This is a genomic window from Arthrobacter sp. P1_B3 (assembly GCF_056406615.1).
Map to the genome: position 1 here is coordinate 52,276 of NZ_JBFTZV010000005.1, position 18,008 is coordinate 70,283.

Annotated in this window: 21 protein-coding genes; 4 read left to right on the forward strand and 17 right to left on the reverse strand. The window is 67.0% G+C overall.

The window, feature by feature from the left end; all coding sequences use genetic code 11:
• Positions 1 to 11 precede the first annotated feature (11 nt).
• The 4 genes from AC1D2F_RS06960 to AC1D2F_RS06975 form a co-directional block, all read right to left on the reverse strand.
• A complete protein-coding gene (locus AC1D2F_RS06960) occupies positions 12 to 1,385 on the reverse strand; it encodes an NAD(P)(+) transhydrogenase (Re/Si-specific) subunit beta (protein ID WP_476966451.1) in 1,374 nt (457 codons plus the stop codon).
• The gene (locus AC1D2F_RS06965; protein ID WP_364747532.1) at positions 1,382 to 1,768 is read right to left on the reverse strand and encodes an NAD(P) transhydrogenase subunit alpha part 2; all 387 of its coding nucleotides are present in this window, start codon (positions 1,766 to 1,768) and stop codon (positions 1,382 to 1,384) included. Before AC1D2F_RS06965 ends, AC1D2F_RS06960 begins: the two co-directional genes overlap by 4 nt.
• Positions 1,768 to 2,910, reverse strand: a complete 1,143-nt coding sequence (locus tag AC1D2F_RS06970) for a Re/Si-specific NAD(P)(+) transhydrogenase subunit alpha (RefSeq protein ID WP_364747461.1) — start codon at positions 2,908 to 2,910, stop codon at positions 1,768 to 1,770. The genes AC1D2F_RS06965 and AC1D2F_RS06970 overlap by 1 nt, the downstream gene beginning before the upstream one ends.
• 88 nt (positions 2,911 to 2,998) lie before the next feature.
• Entirely contained in the window at positions 2,999 to 3,463 is a 465-nt protein-coding gene (locus AC1D2F_RS06975; protein WP_364747459.1) for a (deoxy)nucleoside triphosphate pyrophosphohydrolase, read from the reverse strand.
• Between the two features lie 228 nt (positions 3,464 to 3,691).
• Here AC1D2F_RS06975 and AC1D2F_RS06980 point away from each other — a divergent pair, with 228 nt between their 5' ends.
• Complete coding sequence (locus AC1D2F_RS06980; RefSeq protein WP_364747457.1) at positions 3,692 to 4,900, forward strand: MFS transporter; 1,209 nt, start codon at positions 3,692 to 3,694, stop codon at positions 4,898 to 4,900.
• Positions 4,901 to 5,066: 166 nt separating this feature from the next.
• On the opposite strand, the gene AC1D2F_RS06985 is transcribed toward AC1D2F_RS06980, so the two are convergent.
• Positions 5,067 to 5,987 (reverse strand): cation diffusion facilitator family transporter, encoded by a 921-nt coding sequence (locus AC1D2F_RS06985; protein ID WP_476966452.1) that lies wholly within the window; start codon positions 5,985 to 5,987, stop codon positions 5,067 to 5,069.
• Between the two features lie 230 nt (positions 5,988 to 6,217).
• Between AC1D2F_RS06985 and AC1D2F_RS06990 the strand changes: the two genes are divergently transcribed.
• Complete coding sequence (locus tag AC1D2F_RS06990; protein WP_229992949.1) at positions 6,218 to 6,487, forward strand: GlsB/YeaQ/YmgE family stress response membrane protein; 270 nt, start codon at positions 6,218 to 6,220, stop codon at positions 6,485 to 6,487.
• A gap of 187 nt (positions 6,488 to 6,674) precedes the next feature.
• On the opposite strand, the gene AC1D2F_RS06995 is transcribed toward AC1D2F_RS06990, so the two are convergent.
• The 4 genes from AC1D2F_RS06995 to infC form a co-directional block, all read right to left on the reverse strand.
• The gene (locus tag AC1D2F_RS06995; RefSeq protein ID WP_476966453.1) at positions 6,675 to 7,571 is read right to left on the reverse strand and encodes a TrmH family RNA methyltransferase; all 897 of its coding nucleotides are present in this window, start codon (positions 7,569 to 7,571) and stop codon (positions 6,675 to 6,677) included.
• Positions 7,572 to 7,635: 64 nt separating this feature from the next.
• A complete protein-coding gene (gene rplT, locus AC1D2F_RS07000) occupies positions 7,636 to 8,106 on the reverse strand; it encodes a 50S ribosomal protein L20 (RefSeq protein WP_018774438.1) in 471 nt (156 codons plus the stop codon).
• 121 nt (positions 8,107 to 8,227) lie between these two features.
• Positions 8,228 to 8,422, reverse strand: coding sequence for a 50S ribosomal protein L35 (gene rpmI, locus AC1D2F_RS07005; protein WP_009358635.1), 195 nt, complete (start codon positions 8,420 to 8,422; stop codon positions 8,228 to 8,230).
• A 115-nt stretch (positions 8,423 to 8,537) separates the two neighbouring features.
• A complete protein-coding gene (gene infC / locus AC1D2F_RS07010; protein ID WP_476966454.1) occupies positions 8,538 to 9,632 on the reverse strand; it encodes a translation initiation factor IF-3 in 1,095 nt (364 codons plus the stop codon).
• A 430-nt stretch (positions 9,633 to 10,062) separates the two neighbouring features.
• Between infC and AC1D2F_RS07015 the strand changes: the two genes are divergently transcribed.
• Positions 10,063 to 10,449, forward strand: coding sequence for a DUF1844 domain-containing protein (locus AC1D2F_RS07015; RefSeq protein ID WP_229992952.1), 387 nt, complete (start codon positions 10,063 to 10,065; stop codon positions 10,447 to 10,449).
• A 79-nt stretch (positions 10,450 to 10,528) separates the two neighbouring features.
• Here AC1D2F_RS07015 and AC1D2F_RS07020 read toward each other — a convergent pair whose 3' ends face one another.
• From AC1D2F_RS07020 to AC1D2F_RS07055, 8 genes are all read right to left on the reverse strand, one after another.
• Positions 10,529 to 11,842, reverse strand: coding sequence for an MFS transporter (locus tag AC1D2F_RS07020; protein WP_476966455.1), 1,314 nt, complete (start codon positions 11,840 to 11,842; stop codon positions 10,529 to 10,531).
• A 61-nt stretch (positions 11,843 to 11,903) separates the two neighbouring features.
• On the reverse strand, positions 11,904 to 12,836 hold the full coding sequence (locus tag AC1D2F_RS07025; RefSeq protein ID WP_229992954.1) for an SseB family protein: 933 nt from the start codon (positions 12,834 to 12,836) through the stop codon (positions 11,904 to 11,906).
• A gap of 13 nt (positions 12,837 to 12,849) precedes the next feature.
• Complete coding sequence (gene priA / locus AC1D2F_RS07030; RefSeq protein ID WP_229992955.1) at positions 12,850 to 13,596, reverse strand: bifunctional 1-(5-phosphoribosyl)-5-((5-phosphoribosylamino)methylideneamino)imidazole-4-carboxamide isomerase/phosphoribosylanthranilate isomerase PriA; 747 nt, start codon at positions 13,594 to 13,596, stop codon at positions 12,850 to 12,852.
• A 43-nt stretch (positions 13,597 to 13,639) separates the two neighbouring features.
• Positions 13,640 to 13,798, reverse strand: coding sequence for a hypothetical protein (locus tag AC1D2F_RS07035; protein ID WP_364747450.1), 159 nt, complete (start codon positions 13,796 to 13,798; stop codon positions 13,640 to 13,642).
• Positions 13,799 to 14,548, reverse strand: a complete 750-nt coding sequence (gene hisH / locus AC1D2F_RS07040; protein ID WP_364747448.1) for an imidazole glycerol phosphate synthase subunit HisH — start codon at positions 14,546 to 14,548, stop codon at positions 13,799 to 13,801.
• Entirely contained in the window at positions 14,545 to 15,171 is a 627-nt protein-coding gene (hisB, locus tag AC1D2F_RS07045) for an imidazoleglycerol-phosphate dehydratase HisB (RefSeq protein WP_091557762.1), read from the reverse strand. The genes hisH and hisB overlap by 4 nt, the downstream gene beginning before the upstream one ends.
• Positions 15,172 to 15,241: 70 nt before the next feature.
• On the reverse strand, positions 15,242 to 16,360 hold the full coding sequence (locus AC1D2F_RS07050; protein ID WP_476966456.1) for a histidinol-phosphate transaminase: 1,119 nt from the start codon (positions 16,358 to 16,360) through the stop codon (positions 15,242 to 15,244).
• Positions 16,361 to 16,447: 87 nt separating this feature from the next.
• Entirely contained in the window at positions 16,448 to 16,876 is a 429-nt protein-coding gene (locus tag AC1D2F_RS07055; protein ID WP_476966457.1) for a LysM peptidoglycan-binding domain-containing protein, read from the reverse strand.
• A gap of 363 nt (positions 16,877 to 17,239) precedes the next feature.
• Here AC1D2F_RS07055 and lexA point away from each other — a divergent pair, with 363 nt between their 5' ends.
• Positions 17,240 to 17,989: a transcriptional repressor LexA gene (gene lexA, locus AC1D2F_RS07060; protein ID WP_229992959.1), complete on the forward strand. Its 750-nt coding sequence runs from the start codon at positions 17,240 to 17,242 to the stop codon at positions 17,987 to 17,989.
• The last annotated feature ends 19 nt before the right edge of the window (positions 17,990 to 18,008 follow it).

Consider the following 18,008-nt stretch of genomic DNA (forward strand, 5'->3'; position numbering starts at 1 on the left):
GCGCAGTGAACCTAGAGCGCTTTGACCGCGCCCAGCACCCTGGCGAGCGAATCCTTGGCATCCCCGAACAGGAGCGTGGTCTTGGGATCATGCAGGAGCTCGTTCTCGATGCCGGCAAATCCCGGGCGCATCGACCGCTTCAGGAACACGATCTGCTGGGCCTGCACCACTTCCAGGATCGGCATCCCGTAAATCGGCGAACCCGGAGAGGACTTGGCCGCCGGGTTGACGACGTCATTAGCGCCGACCACCAGCGCGATATCCGTGTTCGCGAACTCGGGATTGACTTCGGCCAGCTCCCGCAGCGACTCGTACGGCACGTTGGCCTCGGCCAGCAGCACGTTCATGTGGCCCGGCATGCGTCCGGCCACGGGGTGGATGGCGAAGACCACCTCCACGCCACGGGCAGCCAGCGCCGTGGCAAGTTCCGCCACGGTGTGCTGGCCCTGCGCCACGGCGAGTCCGTAGCCGGGAACGATCACCACCCGCTGGGCGTAACCGAGCTGGACGGCAACGTCCTCCGGCGACGAGCAACGTACGGGCCGGTCACTCAGGGCGGTGGAACCCGCCGTCGAGCCGCCCTTGAACGCCCCGAAGAGGATGCCGGCGACTCCGCGGCCCATGGCCGAGGCCATGACCTTCGTCAGGATTGTGCCGCTGGCGCCAACAAGCGTCCCGGCGACGAGCAGCAGGACATTGCCCAGGACCACACCGGACGCTGCCACCGCCAGTCCCGTGAAGGCGTTCAGCAGGGAGATCACGATCGGCACGTCCGCCCCGCCGACGGGCAACACCAGGAGCAGCCCGGCAGCGAGTCCCAGGCCCAGCAGCGCGAGCGAGAAGCCGAGCGACCCGGTCAGGACCACGAGCCCACCCGAGATGACTGCCCCCAGCAGGACGGCCCCCATGACCCAGGGCATGCCGGGAAACAGCAGCGGGCGGGTGCTGATGAGTTCCTGCAGCTTGCCCACAGTCACCGCGGAGCCGGCGAAGGACACCGCGCCCACCAGCATGGTGAAGACCACGGCCAGGCGGACCCATGGATCCTCGTTGTGGCCAAGTTCCAGTACGGCCACGAGTGCGGCGGCCCCGCCTCCGACGCCGTTGAAGAGCGCCACCAGTTGGGGCATCTGGGTCATCTGCACCCGCCGGGCCACGGGGACGGCGATCGCGGAGCCGACGGCAATGGCCACGAGGATGAGCGGAATATTTTCCAGCCGCGCCGAGAAGAACACGGTGACGACGGCGAGGAGCGCCCCGGCGGCACCGATGGCGTTGCCGCGGCGAGCTGTCCGCGGCGAGCTGAGGCCTTTGAGCGCCAGGATGAAGCAGACGGCAGCCGCAAGGTAGAGCAGGGCCGTCCATTCGGGGGTCAGGAGACTCATCGGCCCTCCCCCGCCACGCCGCCGCCGGAGCCCCCGTCACCGGGGTGTCCTGCTCCCGCGGTTCCGCCGGCTGTGGCGGCGCCGGTTGAGGCGGGTGTGCGTGCCCGCTTGTGTCCGCTGAACATCTCAAGCATCCGGTCCGTGACCACGAAGCCGCCCACCAGGTTGACGGTTGCCAGGACCACGGCCAGGAGCGCGATGCCAAGCACCCACGGGTCGCTGGCCTGTCCGGCCACAATGATGGCGCCGACCAGGATGATGCCGTGGATGGCGTTGGCGCCGGACATGAGAGGTGTGTGCAGCTTGCTGGTGACCTTGGAGACGACTTCGAAGCCGACGAACACCGCGAGCACCACCACTGTCAGCACCGCGACCGGGCCCATCATGCCTCCGTTTCCAGTGCTGCAGCGCTGGGGGCATGCCGCACGGCGCCGCCGTGGGTCAGGCACGTTCCGGCGACCACGTCGTCGTCGAAGTCCGGAGCCACTGCACCGCCTTCGGTCATGAGGGCGAGGAAGTTGCTGACGTTCCGGGCGAAAAGCCGGGACGCGTCGGACGGCATGGCGGATGCAGCGTCCTGCAGGCCCACGAGCGTGACCGACCCGCCGTCGACCGGCACCTGGACGTCCTGGCCGGCGATCACGCCTTCGACGTTGCCTCCGGACTCCGCGGCGAGGTCGACGACGACCGATCCGGCCCGCATGCTGGCCACCATAGCGGTGGTCACCAGCAAGGGAGCGGCCCGGCCCGGGATGGCCGCTGTCGTGATCAGGATGTCCGCTGCAGCGACGTGCGGGGCGAGGAGGCTGCGCTGGCGTTGCGCCCGGTCCTCGCCGAGGGCGCGGGCGTAGCCTCCGGTTCCTTCGGCCGCCGCATCGACGTCCAGGTTGATGAAAGTGCCCCCCATCGAGGCGACCTCGTCGGCGGAGGCGGCCCGGATGTCGTTGGCCGACACCCGGGCGCCGAGCCGTTTCGCCGTGCCGATCGCCTGCAGACCGGCGACACCGGCCCCGAGGACCAGCACCCTCGCCGGCGGGATGGTCCCCGCGGCGGTCATATAGAGCGGGAAGAACCGCGGGTACCGGACGGCGGCTTCGAGCACTGCGCGGTAGCCGGTCACCAGGGACTGCGAGCTGAGCGCATCCATGGACTGTGCCCGGGAAATCCGCGGAAGCAGTTCCAGGGCGAACGAGGTGATCCCGGCGGCGGCCAGCGCGCGGACAGTCGGCAGTTCCGAGGCCGGCGACCCCAGGCCGATGGTGACCGTGCCGGGCCGAAGCCGGGCCGCGGTCTCCGGGGTGAGCGGGCGCACATGGAGGAGGACGTCGAGGGCCTCGAACGGGAGGTCGGAGATCACCGTGGCGCCAGCCTCTTTGAAGGCGGCGTCCACGAACCCTGCTTCGGTGCCGGCGCCGCTCTCCACCAGGAGATGGAGCCCGAGGGCTGTCAGTTGCTGGACCGTCTCCGGTGTGGCCGCAACGCGGCGTTCCCCGGCTCGCTGCTCTCGTCCGACACCGACCTGCACGGCCACTCCTCTCGATTGCGTTCAGAGTAGGCACATGCCTGACGGTTTGGCGAGAGGCGGGCATCCAAAACCCGTCGGCGCGTCCGGGTCAGCTGCTAATCCCGGCTCCCACTCCGCGCGGCCCGGTGGCCCGGACTGCGGCCAGGAGGGCTTCTACGATGGGGAAGTCCGCCGGGATCCACGGCAGGCCCAGGACCTCCGCCGGGTTGCGGAGATCGAGCCAACGCAGTTCGTCGTGGTCTTCCAGCGGCCGGGGCTCTCCCTCAGCGAGTTCGGCGAACCAGACCCTCATCGCCGCCTTTTCGTTGAGCGGCCAGCCCGTGGCGGCCTCCGCCGGCAGCTCGGACCCGAGCCGCACCAGCACGCCCAGTTCTTCCCGGAGCTCGCGGTGCAGGGCGTCTTCGGCTGCTTCGCCTGGCTCCACCTTTCCGCCCGGGAACTCCCACATTCCGGCAAACTGCGGCGGCGCCGTGCGCCGGGCCACCAGGAGCATGCCCGGTTCGGCCAGGGAGTCCACTACTGCGCCGCCAACAACGCCAATGAGTCCAGTCACGCCCCCCAGTCTAAGACGGGCGCCGGGTCCGGCGTCGCGAGCACGGGGAACGGGTCGGAAGCGGGGAAACGGGGACGGGGACCGCGAGCGGCCGGGTAGGGGACAATGGTGGAGGCGGCCGCCCGAACCAGTTGCGGAATATTCGGCGCCCCCTCCCCGTTCTTTAAAGCATATTTATCTGTCCGATCCCCTCCGGACCCTTCCCGGAAAATCTCCCCGAAAAGACGAATGACAACCACCACATACGCCCCGGCGCCGTCCAAGACCGGCACCCGCCATGTTGCCCTGGCCATTATTGCCCTGGCGATGGGCGGATTTGGCATCGGCACCACAGAATTCACCATGATGGGCCTGCTCAAGGAGATCGAACAGGGCCTGAACATCAGCACGCCCGAGGCCGGTCACCTTATTTCGGCCTACGCCCTCGGCGTCGTGATCGGCGCGCCCGTGCTGGCCGCCGTCGGGGCCAAACTCCCGCGGAAGTACCTGGCCCTGGGACTCATGCTCTTCTTCAGCATCGCCAACCTCAGTTCCTTCCTCGCCCCGGACTACGGCTCCATGCTGGTGTCCCGGTTCGCCGCGGGTCTGCCCCACGGCGCCTTCTTCGGGGTCGCGGCCGTGATTGCCGCCTCCCTGGTGGCGCCGACCAAGCGTGGTTGGGCCATTTCGATGGTCATGGCGGGGCTGACGGTGTCCAACGTCATCGGCGTCCCCTTCGCAACCTGGCTTGGCCAGAGCTACGGATGGCGGCTCCTGTTCCTGCTGGTCGGCCTGATCGGCATCATTACGCTCGCCATGCTGTGGAAGTTCGTCCCGTTCCAGAAACCGCACGCAGACGCCAGCTTCCGCCGTGAGCTCGGCGCGCTCAAGCGGCTCCAGGTGTGGCTTGCGATCCTGGTCGGCATCGTCGGCTTCGGCGGTTTCTTCGCGACCTACACCTACATTGCGCACACCATGACCTCCGTGGCCGGTCTCCCAGCGCCTTGGCTGCCGCTGGTCGTGGCACTGTACGGCGTGGGCATGGTGGTGGGCAACATCGTTGGCGGCAGGATCGCCGACAAGTCCGTCATGGGCACGATTTACTGGGTGCTGCCCGCCACGGCGGTGGCACTCGTGGTCTATGCCGTTGGCGTCCATTGGGCCTGGTCCGCTCTGGTCATGGTGTTCGTGGTTGGCGCCGCCGGGTCCATGCTGGTGCCGGCCCTGCAGACCAGGCTTCTGGATGCCTCCCCCGACGCGCCGTCGCTGGCCTCCTCGCTCAACCATGCGGCGCTCAACGTCGCTAACGCCCTGGGCGCCTTCCTGGGCGGCCTTGTGATCGCCTGGGGCTGGGGCTACGTCGCGCCCGCGCTCGTAGGTGCGGTCCTTGCCGTGCTGGGGCTCGGGGTCGCTGCCATCAGCGGCGCCGTGGAACGCAGGCGGCCGCTGGCCTCCTAGCCGGCCCCTTGGCCCAGGCACGACGGTAGGGCAAAGGCGGACATGCTCGAAAAGAACGGCAGTCCTGTCCAGTGGTGAACTGGACAGGACTGCCGTTTTCTTTAGGGACTGCCGTTGTCTTTAGGGCCGTTGTCTTATTTGGGGCCGGGCTGGACCGCCATGCGGCTCAGGGGGCGCTGACGCGCTGCACGTCCGGTTCCAGGTAGATGACCCGGGCAATCGGGACGGCTTCGCGGATCCGGACCTCTGCGTCATCAATCGCCTTCGCAATGTCCTGGCCCGAGTCCGAGCGGCCGATGCTGATCTTGGCCGCCACCAGCAGCTCCTCAGGGCCAAGGTGCATGGTCTTGAGGTGAATGATGGTGGTGCCGCCGCCTTCGATCGCGCTGCGGATCTTGGCGACGTCATCGCGGGTGGCCGACTCGCCCAGCAGCAGGGACTTGGTTTCCATGGCCAGCACCACAGCGATCGCCACGAGCAGCAGACCGATCATCGCGGTGCCGAGGGCGTCCCAGATGCCATTCCCGGTCAGGAGCGTCAGGCCCACGCCGAAGAGCGCGAACACCAGGCCCACGAGGGCGCCGAAATCCTCCAGCAGGATCACCGGGAGTTCCGGCTGCTTGGCATTGCGGATGAACTTGATCCAGCCTTGCTTTCCCCTGAGGTGGTTGGATTCGATGATCGCTGTCCGGAACGAGAAGGACTCGGCAATGATCGCGCCAATCAGGACGGCAAGCGGCACCCACCAGAAGTCCCCTTCAATGGCGTGCGGGTGCTGGATCTTTCCCCAGGCCTCATAGAGTGCGAACAGGCCGCCGACGCTGAAAAGCACAATCGAGACGATGAAGGCGTAGATGTAACGCTCGCGGCCGTAGCCGAACGGGTGCTCGGGGCTGGCTTGCCGCTGCGCGCGCTTGCCGCCGACCAAGAGCAGCAGCTGGTTGCCGGAGTCTGCGAGCGAGTGAATCGCCTCGGCCAGCATGGACGAGGACAGCGTCAGAAAGTAGGCGACGAACTTCAAAACGGCGATGGTCAGGTTTGCGGCCAGTGCCGCGAGAATCGCCTTGGTACCGCCATTTGCAGCCACGTGAGCTTCTCCTTGTGGGGTTCTTCGGGGGTGTATGCGAACACCGGAAGAACCCAGCGCCCACAAGGAATACCGTACCCGTTTCCAGGCTGCCGCCGAACCGCGACAGTGACCAACGCAGCCACGTAACGATTGGGTAGTCCCCTGCTGACAAGCAATCGGCCCTATGTTAGCTTGAAGCCATATTCGGGATTCACAATTTGGATGCCGACGAATATGTAGGAGGAGACATGGGCTTTCTTGGCTGGATCATTCTCGGACTCATAGTAGGTGCAATCGTCAAGGCAGTCGTGCCCGGCAGGGTCGGCGGCGGCTGGGTTACCAGCCTCGCGCTCGGCGTCGTCGGCGCAGTTGTCGGCGGCTGGATCGGGGACCTGCTGTTCGGCGGCGGCACGATGGAATTCTGGAATCTCGGTTCCTGGCTGCTGGCCATTGTCGGTGGCATAGCGGCTGCCCTCATCTACGGCGCCATCACAGGACGCAACAAGACCACCACATAATTCTTCAAGGCACTGACTGCACACTGTGTGTGGAGCGGCAGTGACAGCACGACGGCGGGGCCCACCATTCGGTGGGCCCCGCCGTCGTTTACACCACCGTTGGTCACACTGCCGTTGCTTGCCCTGCCGTTGGTTGCCCTGCCGGCTGCCGGACGTGCTTGCTCCCTGCTGAACCCTGGGCCGACCCCTAGCGCGCCTGCTGGGAACGGGCGCTGGCGTACAGGCAGACGGTGGCTGCAGTGCCGAGGTTCAGGCTTTCCGCTCCCCCGTAGACCGGCACGGCCACTCTGTGGTCCGCCAGCGCGATCTCTTCCTCGGACAGACCCTGCGCCTCATTGCCGAAGAGCCAGGCCGTGGGGTTCTCCAGCGCGTAGACCGACTCGGCCGCGGCGGCTCCCAGGCGGCGGGCCGCGTTCTCGTCCTGGAGACGGTCCAGGTTCAGCTGGCCCTGGCCGTCCGCCGCGAGGATTCCGATGCCGCGTTCCTTGCAGCGGGCCACCAGTTCCGCCACGTCAGCGCCGAGCACCACGGGCAGATGGAAGAGGGATCCCGCCGTCGAGCGCACGGCCTTGGGGTTGTAGATGTCGACGCTGGATGCGGTCAGGATGACAGCGTCGGCGCCGGCGGCGTCGGCCGCGCGCAGGACGGTGCCGGCGTTGCCGGGGTCGCGGACCTGGCACAGGACCGCGATGAGCCGCGGCGCGGCGTCAAGCACCCGCTCGAGGCTCACGTCCAGGAAACCGCAGACCGCGAGAATGCCCTGCGGGGTGACCGTGTCCGCCATCGCGGCGAGCACCTCGTCGGTGGCGAGGTACGCGGTGGTGCCCTCCGCGAGGGCCTCCAGATCCGGGTGCCGGTCGAGGCAGGCCTCGCTCGCGTAGACCTCATAAACAATGCCGGGCTCGCCCGCGGCAATCCTTTTCTGGTGCAGCGTCAGGGCCTCGCGCACGGCCTGCGGCCCCTCCGCAAGGAACTCGCTGCGCTTTAAACGGGCCGGGCGCCCGGCAAGTTGTGCCACCTTCCTCACTCGATCAGCTCGAGGATTGGAAAGTGGAAAGTCTTGCGGGCGCCCGGTTTCGTTCATATAAGAACCTTAGTTGCTTTCGCAGCCGGTTCTCGAACGGCGCAGTTTTCAACGGCGGCAGGAACTACTTTGCGGCCTCGGCGTCAGCCTTCTTGGCAGCAGGCTTCTTCGCGGGAGCCTTCTTGGCAGCCTTCGGAGCCGGAGCGGCCTCAGCCTGGACGGCCGGAGCGGACGTGTCGGCGGGCAGCGAGTCCTTGGCGACCTTGACCAGCGCAGCAAAGGCGTTGGCGTCGGAAACGGCAAGCTCGGCCAGCATGCGGCGGTCAACCTCAACCTCAGCGGCCTTCAGGCCCTGGATCAGTCGGTTATAGGTCAGGCCGTTGGCGCGCGATGCGGCGTTGATACGCTGGATCCAAAGACGGCGGAAGTCGCCCTTCTTCTTCTTGCGGTCACCGTAGCTGTACACAAACGAGTGCAGCAGCTGCTCTTTTGCCTTGCGGTACAGGCGTGAACGCTGTCCACGGTAGCCCTTTGCGCGTTCGAGGATAACCCGGCGCTTCTTGTGGGCGTTAACCGCCCTCTTCACACGTGCCACGTGCGTACTCCTTAGAAAATTCTGATCCCAAGCGTCTACTGCCGGATCGGTCCGGCTGGCCTGAGAAGCCTTTTTGGTAGTTGACTGCTGCCAGGTGGCGAACAGTCAGAGAACTTGGAACTTAGATGCCGAGCATCTTCCGGATGACCTTGGCGTCGCCCTTGAAGACGATCTTGTCGCCGGCAAGGCGACGGGTCAGCCGGGAGGACTTGTGCTCGAGGTAGTGGCGGCGGTTGGCCTGCTGGCGGCGCAGCTTGCCGCTACCGGTCAGCTTGAAGCGCTTCTTAGCACCACTGTGGGTCTTCATCTTCGGCATGGGAACCGATCTCCTTACGTATCCGCAGAAAAGTCTGCAGCTCTTTCGTGCAGCCGCCCCTGCGGGCGGCATGCTGGTTGCCTGCTGCCGGACATTTCTGTCCGGCAGCCGTGAACTAGTTGGTTTTCTTGCTGCCAGGCTTGGCGGCAGCCCGGGGGGCGGCCGGCCGTGCGGCGGGCTTCGGCGCTGAAGGCCTCGGCACCGGCTTCGGAGCAGCAACCGGCTTCGGTGCCGCCGCCGGAGCCGGAGCGGCTGCCTTTTCCTCAGGAGCCTTGGCCGGAGCGGCCTTCGGAGCCTCGGGAGCCTTGGCTACCGCCGGCTTCTCGGCTGCCTTCGGAGCCTCGGGAGCCTTGGCTTCCACCGGCTTCTCGGCTGCCTTCGGAGCCACGGGAGCCTTGGCTTCCACCGGCTTCTCGGTTGCCTTCGGAGCAGGCGTCTTCGGTGCTTCCTGGGCAGGAGCCTCTTCGACCTTGGTCTCTTCGGCCTTGGCTTCTTCAACCGGGGCCTCTTCGACCTTGGCTTCTGCAACCGGGGCTTCTTCGACCTTGGTTTCCTCGACGGGAGCCTCCGTTGCGGGAGCCTCCGGCGATACGACGTAGCCTTCCGGCAGGAGGTCGGAGAGTGTCTGGGTCAGCGGGGCGTTGCCACCGGAGACATCGACGCGTCCCGAAGCCTTGGCTTCGTTCTCAGCCTTGGCTTCTGCGCGCTGCGTTGCGCGGCGCGCCTCCGCCTTGGCTTCAGCCTTGTTCTTCAGCGGGCCAACCACCATGACCATGTTGCGGCCATCGATCCGCGGGCTTGACTCCACCACACCAACTTCGGCGACGTCGTCGGCGAAACGCTGGAGCAGGCGGATGCCCATCTCGGGGCGCTGCTGCTCACGGCCACGGAACTGGATCATGGCCTTGACCTTGTCGCCGGCACCGAGGAAGCGGAGCGCGTGGCCGCGCTTGGTCTCGTAGTCGTGAGTATCGATCTTCAGGCGGAAGCGGATTTCCTTCAGGACCGTGTTGGTCTGGTTCTTCCGGGCCTCGCGTGCCTTGACAGCGGCTTCGTACTTGTACTTGCCGAAGTCCATCAGCTTGCACACCGGAGGCTTCGCCTGCGGTGCAACTTCAACGAGATCAAGATCGGACTCGGCAGCCAAACGCAGGGCATCCTCAATACGGACAATTCCTACTTGTTCGCCTGCAGGGCCGACCAGCCGCACCTCGGGGACGCGGATACGCTCATTGATTCTTGGCTCGCTAATGTTAAAGCTCCTGTGTTCGTGAGGGGTATTCCACCGGCAAAAAGAGAAGGCCCCCAATTGCCAGAGCAATCGAAGGCCTCGAGATCGGAGTGCCGCCCTCAGCGGGGCGACATGCACTTCCTGCGGACCGGAGTCCGAGGTAGTGCCCGACCAGGTACCCGGCAACCTTGTCTCCTGTGAGGGAGGGGCTTCCCTAAGGAAGTTTCGCGGCTGACGCGGGTGGGAGAGAACTCCGCTTGCAAACTAAAGTCAACTCTACAGAAAGATACCCGTTCAACGCACATGTGCGTCGCCGGGCGCCATCTTCGGGCTCGAACTTCAGCCAGAAGCACAACCTGAATCACTGCAAAATAACGACATTTAGTCGGTCTGTGACAAGCTTACCAGCATGAGCACTTCAGACAGCAATTCCCACGTCTTCGAGCCCGCAGCCCCCCAGGCCGACGTCTCGCAGCAGATCCGCGACATTTCGGAAGTCCCCGCGATCGAGGTCATCACCACGGCCGCCGTGCACCTGATGAGCGCCTCCGCGGTAAAGCTCGGCCTGGCCGCCGAGGAAAATGCCCAGGACCTCAAGGACCTGGACGAGGCCCGCAAACTGATCACCGCCCTCGCCGGCCTGGTGACCGCGGCGGCGCCGGAAATCGGCTCCCAGCACGCGGGACCGTTGCGCGATGGACTTCGCTCGCTCCAGCTGGCCTTCCGCGAGGAATCAATCATCCCGGATGCTCCGGGCAAGGGCCCGGGCGAGAAGTACACCGGCCCGGTCAACTAAGTACTTTCGTCACTATGAAGCGGCGGCGGGCGGACCACTGAGGTTCGTTTGCGGTGCCGCACGCGGCGTCAGCGGACGGTCAGGCGTGGGCCAGGCGGCGGCGCCGCACGTGCTGCAGGACGAGTCCCACCAGGCAGAGGGCCACTCCTGCCAGCCCCACGGACACGAAGCCGGCCGAGGGGCCGATGAGGTCGATGAACAGCCCGGCGAGCGGCGCACCCAGCGCCACTCCGCCGGTGAGCGATGAGCCGTACCAGCCCATCGCCTCGCCGCGCCGGCTTTCGTCAACCAGTTCGGCCACCTTTTCCGAGGCCGCCGACAACACCGGCGCGCACAGCAGGCCCGGCAGCAGCGCGAGCAGGCTGAGCGTCCAGACGTCGGTCGCGAAGGCCATCGGGATGGTCAGCGCCGACATCCCCAGCAGCAAGAGGATCGGGGAGATGGGCCGGTGCATGGCGCCGTAGAGGATGCCGCCCACCACCGAGGCCGCGCACCAGAAGAGGAACACGATACCGATTTCGGCCTCGTGGCCGCCGGTCTGTAGGGCTGCAACGATGCCGACGTCGGTGCCGCTGAGGACCATGCCGGCACCGGCGGCGACAGCAAATACGGCGGCGACGGCGGCGGTGAACCAGCTGAAGTTGTGGATGACCCTGTGTCGCAGGCCGGAGCCCCGCTGGCGCCGTTCCTCGGCGGCGGCTGCCAGGGGTGCCAGTTCGGCTGCGGCCTCCTGCAGATGGGCCGGCGCGGCGGCGACGACGGCGGCTTCCGCGCATTCCAGTTCCTGCGCCTCGAGCGCGGCGTCGGGGGAAGCGCTCCGGGTGGGCGGGTTGAACCACATGAGGAAGAGTCCCGAGACGGACGTGGCTACTCCCACTACAGTCAGGCCCAGGACGGAGTGCCCGCTGGTGGCGACGACGGCTCCGACAGCGGGGCCAATCATGAAGACCAGTTCGGTGGCGATGGCGTCCAGGGTAAAGGCCGTGCGGCGCTGTTCACCGGGGGCCAGCACGCCCAGCGACTGCCGCACCACGCTGAAGATGGGGAGGGTCAGCAGGCCTCCGACGAACACCAAGGGAAGCAAGGCCTCGTAGGACACGTGCGGCACGATCGACCAGATCACGGTCTCGGAGATGACGGACGGAATCAGCGCCTTACGCAGCCCCACGGTGTCGACCCGGCGCCCGCGCCACGGCGCGCCGACAGCGATTCCGATCGTCATCACGGCGGCGGCTGCGCCGGCGGCCGCGTAGCCCTGGCCGAGGGTCAGGACGATGTGCAGGGTCAGCAGGACGCCGGCCGCCGAATGCGGTATGCGGGCGATCATGCCGACCAGCAGGAGCCGCCTGATGGGCCGGACGGCCAGCAACTGACGGTAAAGCGCGAAGTTCACGGACTACATCCTTCTGGTACTGCCACGGCAGCACCGGGAAGTCCCCCCGTTGGGCCGTCAGCTATGGTGCTGCGCGCTGCAGCTTGACCTCGATCGAATCAACCCGCTCGGCAAAGATTTCATTCCGGGCCCAGGCGTTGTTGAGGCCAGCGACGATGGACTGCACGCCGGCGGCGTCGAGCCCGTCTTCAAGGTAGAGGACCACACGGAGTTCCGGGCCGGCTCCCCCACCGGGGAGCCGCCTGCCATCGGCCGTGGCCGAGGCAACTCCACCCCCAGGATGAATTTCAACACGGCGGACCGCCGGAAAGCTAACTGCGCCCTCCCCGAGGGCCCCTGCGAGGTCCGGATCGGCGTACGACGGCGTCCAGGTCTGCTGCTGGGCGAGGGCCCAAACCGCCGGCCTGCGCACCACGAACGTCAGGTCGGAGCCGGGATCGAGCACCAGCAGCTCGGCGCCTTCCGCGACCGCGGACAGGGCGGCGCGGGCCGCGTACACGGCGACCGGCCTGGCTTCCGGGTGCCACGCCTTCAGTGCCGCCGCCGACGTGAACACCGGCATGGCGGTCCGCCCGTCCGGCGCCTTGAGCGTCACGAGGGCCATGTCGGCCTGTTTGTCCGAGTGCAGCTGGTCCCCGTGGGGCCCGGCCGCGGCCTCGCCCTCTTCGGCGAGCTGGGCGAGGATTGGCACGAACACCCGGGCGGTGGCAAGCGCGGCCACCACGGCCGCCTCGTCGCCCGTGCCCGCGGCGAGGCCGGCCAGCGCCGCCAGGTAGCCGGCGTCGGCGGTGCCGTCGTCGTCCTCGAAATTGTGGATCTTTGCGTCATCGCCGGACAGACTGCGGCCCGCCCAGGGTTGGCCGGCGGAGTCCGTGGCCCCGCCGGCGCCGGCAAGGGCGGCCGCGATGTGTCCGGGCAGATGCCGGACCGGACCGGCCCCGGTGCCCGGCTGCGCTGCGTCATGGGAGTCGTGGGGATCGTGGGTGTGCGTCATGGGCACTGACCGCCTAGCGGCGGCCGGCTGCGTCGAGGGCCTCAGGCAGGGTGAAGTTGCCGTTGTAGAGGGCCTTGCCGATGATGGCGCCTTCGACGCCGAGCGGCACCAGGGAACGCAGGACCAAGAGGTCCTCAAGGCTGGAAATGCCGCCGGAAGCGACCACCGGTTTGCCGGTCTTCTCGACCATCTGGCGCAGGAGTTCGACGTTGGGGCCCTGGAGCGTGCCGTCCTTGGTCACGTCGGTGACGACGTACCGGGCGCAGCCGGCGTCCTCGAGGCGGCCGAGCACCTCCCAGAGGTCCCCGCCTTCCTTGGTCCAGCCCCGGCCGGCGAGGGTGGTGCCGCGGACATCCAGGCCGACGGCGATCTTGTCGCCGAAGCGTTCGATCACCCGGGCCGTCCACTCCGGGTTCTCCAGTGCCGCGGTGCCCAGGTTCACGCGGGCAACGCCGAGGTCGAGGGCTTTCTCGAGGGATTCGTCGTCGCGCAGGCCGCCGGAGAGCTCCACCTTGATATCGAGCCGGCCGACGACCTCGCGCAGGAGCTCGGCGTTGGAGCCGCGCCCGAACGCGGCATCCAGGTCAACCAGATGCACCCACTCAGCCCCCTGCTGCTGCCAGTTGAGGGCGGCCTCCAGCGGGGTACCGTAGCTCGTCTCGCTGCCGGCTTCGCCCTGCACGAGCCGGACGGCCTGGCCGTTGACGACGTCGACGGCGGGCAGCAGCTCAAGTACGGGCAGCGGGGTTTCGGTGGTCATCGTGGAGTCCTCAGCTTGGGGATGGTAGTTGGGAGCGGGGCCGTCAGGCCGCCGGCAGGGTCAGGAGGTAGGCAGCCAGCAGCGACATTCCGGCCAGGATGTAGAAAACGATCTGCACCCAGAGCGGACTTTTCTGCTGCCGGAAGGAGATCGCGCCGCCAACCAGCAGGCCGGCGACGCCCATGAGCACCAGGGACCACATCTAGGCGGTCCGTTCCGGGGCTGCGGTTTGTTCCGGGGACGTGGGGCGCAGGCCCTGGACCCAGTTGCGCAGCAAGCGGGCGCCGGCGTCGCCGGACTTCTCCGGGTGGAACTGGGTGGCGCACAGCGGGCCGTTTTCCACAGCCGCGATGAACGGGGCACCGTGGTCGGACCAGGTCACCAGGGGCGCCGCCATCCTCGGCTGGATGACGTCGAAGTCCCAGTGCTGGACACCGTAGGAGTGCACGAAGTAGAAGCGCTCGCCCTCGACCCCGGCGAACAGCTTGGACCCCTCCGGGACGGAGACGGTGTTCCAGCCCATGTGGGGCACGACGTCGGCCGGCAACAGCTCCACCTTGCCAGGCCACTCCCCCATGCCCTCGGCTTCCGTGCCGTGCTCGACGCCGGCCTCGAACAGCACCTGCAGTCCGACACAGATGGCCAGCACGGGGCGGCCTCCGGCGACACGGCGGCCGATCATGCGGATGGCGTCAACGGCTTTGAGTTCGCGCATGACGGTTTCGAAGGCGCCGACACCGGGGACAACGAGGCCGTCGGCGTTGAGGACGTCTTCGGGCTTGGAGCTGAGGATGACCTCGGCGCCGGCCCGCTCAAGCGCGCGGACGGCGGACCGGACGTTCCCGGAGCCGTAGTCCAGCACCGTGACGGTGGGCTTGCCCTCCGGGGACACCGGCTTGGTCGCGGCGGCGGGGTCGATGATGGCCCCGTCGCGAAGCAGCGGGCCGGTCACAAAGCACCCTTTGTGGACGGAATGCCCTCGACGCGGGGATCCGGTTCGACGGCTGCGCGCAGCGCCCGGGCAAAGGCTTTGAACTGGGCCTCGACGATGTGGTGGGGGTCGCGCCCGGCAGTGACGTTCATGTGCAGGCAGATCCCGGCGTGCAGCGTGATCGCCTCGAAGACGTGGCGGGTCAGGGAGCCCGTAAAGTGGCCGCCGATCAGGTGGTATTCCTGGCCTGCCGGCTCACCGGCGTGGACCAGGTACGGACGGCCGGAGACGTCTACGACGGCCTGTGCGAGGGCCTCGTCCAGGGGCACGGTCGCCTCGCCGAACCGGCGGATCCCGGCCTTGTTCCCCAGGGCGGTCCGCAGAACCTCGCCGAAGGTGATGGCCACGTCCTCGACAGTGTGGTGGACATCGATGTGGGTGTCGCCGGTGGCCTTGACGGTCATGTCAATCAAGGAGTGCTTGCTGAGGGCGGTCAGCATGTGGTCGTAGAACGGGACCGACGTGCTGATGTCTGAAACGCCGGTGCCGTCCAGGTTGATCTCGACCAGGACCGAGGACTCACTGGTGGTCCGTTCCATGCGTGCGGTCCGGCCCTCGGCGGCGGTGGATCCCGTGTTGCTCATGTAGATGTGTCCTTTGGAAGAAGGCAGGGTGTTGGGCAGTCTGGCGGGGCGCTCGGGCTCCCCACCAAGTCTAGGCCTGCGGCTTTGCGGAGCCGTTCAGGATGCGTTCAAGCGCCTCAAGGAAGGCTGTGGTTTCTGTCTCAGTGCCGGCGGTCACGCGAAGGTGCCCCGGGATGCCGACGTCGCGGATCAGGACACCGGCGTCCAGCATGTCCTGCCAGACCGCGTGGGGGTTTTCCAGGCCGCCGAAGAACACGTAGTTGGAATCGGAGGCGGCCGGGCTCAGGCCCAGCCGCGTCAGTTCCGCCACGATCCGGTCGCGCTGGCGCTTGATGTCCTCGACGTCGGCCATGAGCGCTCCCCGGTGGCGCAGGGCGGCCAGGGCCGCGGCCTGGGTGATGGCGGAGAGATGGTACGGGAGACGGACCAGGCGCAGGGCGTCCGCGACTTCCGGTGCGGCGGCCATGTAGCCAAGCCTTGCGCCGGCGAGGGCGAAGGCCTTGCTCATGGTGCGCGAGACGATGAGCCGCTCCCGGCCAGGCAGCAGGGTGAGCGCGCTGGGCGTGCCGTCGTGGGCGAACTCGTGGTAGGCCTCGTCAACGATCACGATGGTTTGACTGGCTTCGCCGGCGTCATAAACGGCCTCGACGACATCAAGCCCCAGCCCCGTACCGGTCGGGTTGTTCGGGGAGCACAGGAAAACAATGTTGGGCTGAAGCTCGCGCACCTGCCGGGCCGCCGATTCCGCGCTGAGCCCATAGTCCGCGGCGCGGGCACCGACGATGTACTCCGTATCCGTGCCGGAAGCCAGCAGCGGGTACATCGAATACGTCGGAGGGAACCCGAGGGCCGTCCGGCCGGGGCCGCCGAATGCCTGGAGAATTTGCTGAAGGACTTCGTTGGATCCGTTCGCGGCCCAGATATTCTCCGCGTCCAGGCCGTGGCCAAGGTATTCGGCGAGGGCCTCGCGCAATTCGGTGAACTCGCGGTCCGGATAGCGGTTCAGCCCGGCAGCGGCGGAGCTGACGGCCTCGGTGATCGCCGCGCGGACATCGGCCGGGACACCATGGGTGTTCTCGTTGACGTTGAGCAGGATGGGGACGTCCAGCTGCGGCGCACCATACGGACGCAGGCCACGCAGATTGGTTCGGAGGGGCAGTCGGTTGAGGCGCTCAAGCTGGTCAGTCACGTGACCAGTTTAAGTGGTAGCGGGACGGGCACTGAAACTGTGACGTCCGCGACTGCACTTGGGGGATGTCGCTTGGCTTGGCGGGTACTACTTGGACGGGACGAACAGCTGCTGGCCCGGCATCACACGGGCGGCGTCCAGGTTGTTCAGCTGCGCGATATCGGCCACGACGTCGCGGGGATCGCGCTCCGGAGCCAACGACCCTGCAATGGCCCAGAGGGACTCCCCCGGCTGCACCGTCACGGTGACAGTCGGCGTCAGCGAGAGCTGGTCAGCGGAATCCGCTGCTTTCGCGGGAGCGTTGAGGAATCCGCTGAGCGACAGGATGAACGCCGCCAGAAGGATCAGCGGGACACCGAAGAAGACGAAGCGTCCGCGCTGGGTAAGCCGCAGCGGCGGCTGCTTCGGCCGGCGGCCGGAAACCGCGGCCCCCGCCCCGCTGCGGTTGTGATTCGTGACGCCCTGAACAAAGACGCCCTGAACAAAAGTGTCTTGAAACGCGCTTGAAGCTGACATGAACTGAGCCCTCCTGGACCATACGGTGCCGCCCGGCGTACTCCACGTACTCGCCGCCAACCGGCCGAACCTTCGAACATAGAACCGAACAGCGGATCCGAAGTGGAAACCTCGAAATCGAACACATATTCGAACCTTGCTCGTTCTGTTTTAGCACTTACTAACGAACGATGTCGAGACTCGCTAGAACAAATGTTTGAAAAAGCCCTGCGGCTGGCCTATTTTTGAGGGACAGGACAACCACTAACGAACTCCCTGTGTGAATTCGTTAGTAGTTGATCAGCAGGGTCTGACATTTCAGGCCGGAAGGTCCCGGTGACAGCAGCCACGGCAGCCGGGCGGAACGGAAAGGCGTTGGCGAACATGGCAGCACAAGCCACCGGCGGCAGGGCCACCTCACGGAGCCCGCAGCCCGCCCGGGCCCCCAAGAGCCTCACCGTCCGGCAAAAGAAAATCCTGGAGACCATCCAGCGGTCCGTCACGGACAAGGGCTACCCGCCCTCCATGCGCGAGATCGGCGACACCGTCGGCCTCGCCAGCCTGTCGAGCGTGACCCATCAGCTCTCCCAGCTTGAAAAGCTCGGCTACCTGCGGCGCGATCCGAAGCGCCCGCGGGCCATGGAAGTGCTCATGCCGCTGACCCTGGACGAGGGGACCACACCGATTTCGGGTGTCGGGAAGTCCAGCGGCCTGCGGGCCGTCGGCGGCCTCTCGGTGTCTGAGCTCGCCAGCGCCACCGACACGGCAATGGTGCCGTTCGTCGGACGCATCGCCGCCGGCGGACCCATCCTCGCGGACCAGGTAGTGGAGGACGTCATGCCGCTGCCCCGCCAGCTCGTGGGCCATGGCGAACTCTTCATGCTCAAGGTGGCTGGCGACTCGATGATTGATGCCGCGATCTGCGACGGTGACTGGGTGGTTGTCCGCCGCCAGGGTGACGCCGTGAACGGCGACATCGTTGCCGCCCTGCTGGACGACGAAGCCACGGTCAAGACATTCCGCCAGCGGGACGGCCACACCTGGCTGCTGCCGCAAAACACCCAGTACGAACCCATCCTCGGCGACCACGCCGTCATCATGGGCAAGGTCGTCTCGGTACTCCGCTCCCTCTAACCATCCCCGGCGAGGCCGC

Bases quoted from the DNA above. Each gene is read 5' to 3' on its own strand.
- AC1D2F_RS06990 (WP_229992949.1), top strand. From the start codon at position 6,218: ATGGGCTTTCTTGGCTGGATCATTCTCGGACTCATAGTAGGTGCAATC.
- AC1D2F_RS06980 (WP_364747457.1), top strand. From the start codon at position 3,692: ATGACAACCACCACATACGCCCCGGCGCCGTCCAAGACCGGCACCCGC.
- AC1D2F_RS07035 (WP_364747450.1), bottom strand. From the start codon at position 13,798: ATGTGGTCCCTGGTGCTCATGGGCGTCGCCGGCCTGCTGGTTGGCGGC.
- AC1D2F_RS06965 (WP_364747532.1), bottom strand. From the start codon at position 1,768: ATGGGCCCGGTCGCGGTGCTGACAGTGGTGGTGCTCGCGGTGTTCGTC.
- hisB (WP_091557762.1), bottom strand. From the start codon at position 15,171: ATGAGCAACACGGGATCCACCGCCGCCGAGGGCCGGACCGCACGCATG.
- lexA (WP_229992959.1), top strand. From the start codon at position 17,240: ATGGCAGCACAAGCCACCGGCGGCAGGGCCACCTCACGGAGCCCGCAG.
- AC1D2F_RS07015 (WP_229992952.1), top strand. From the start codon at position 10,063: ATGAGCACTTCAGACAGCAATTCCCACGTCTTCGAGCCCGCAGCCCCC.
- AC1D2F_RS07055 (WP_476966457.1), bottom strand. From the start codon at position 16,876: ATGTCAGCTTCAAGCGCGTTTCAAGACACTTTTGTTCAGGGCGTCTTT.
- priA (WP_229992955.1), bottom strand. From the start codon at position 13,596: ATGACCACCGAAACCCCGCTGCCCGTACTTGAGCTGCTGCCCGCCGTC.
- rpmI (WP_009358635.1), bottom strand. From the start codon at position 8,422: ATGCCGAAGATGAAGACCCACAGTGGTGCTAAGAAGCGCTTCAAGCTG.
- AC1D2F_RS06995 (WP_476966453.1), bottom strand. From the start codon at position 7,571: ATGAACGAAACCGGGCGCCCGCAAGACTTTCCACTTTCCAATCCTCGA.
- AC1D2F_RS06960 (WP_476966451.1), bottom strand. From the start codon at position 1,385: ATGAGTCTCCTGACCCCCGAATGGACGGCCCTGCTCTACCTTGCGGCT.
- AC1D2F_RS07025 (WP_229992954.1), bottom strand. From the start codon at position 12,836: ATGACGCACACCCACGATCCCCACGACTCCCATGACGCAGCGCAGCCG.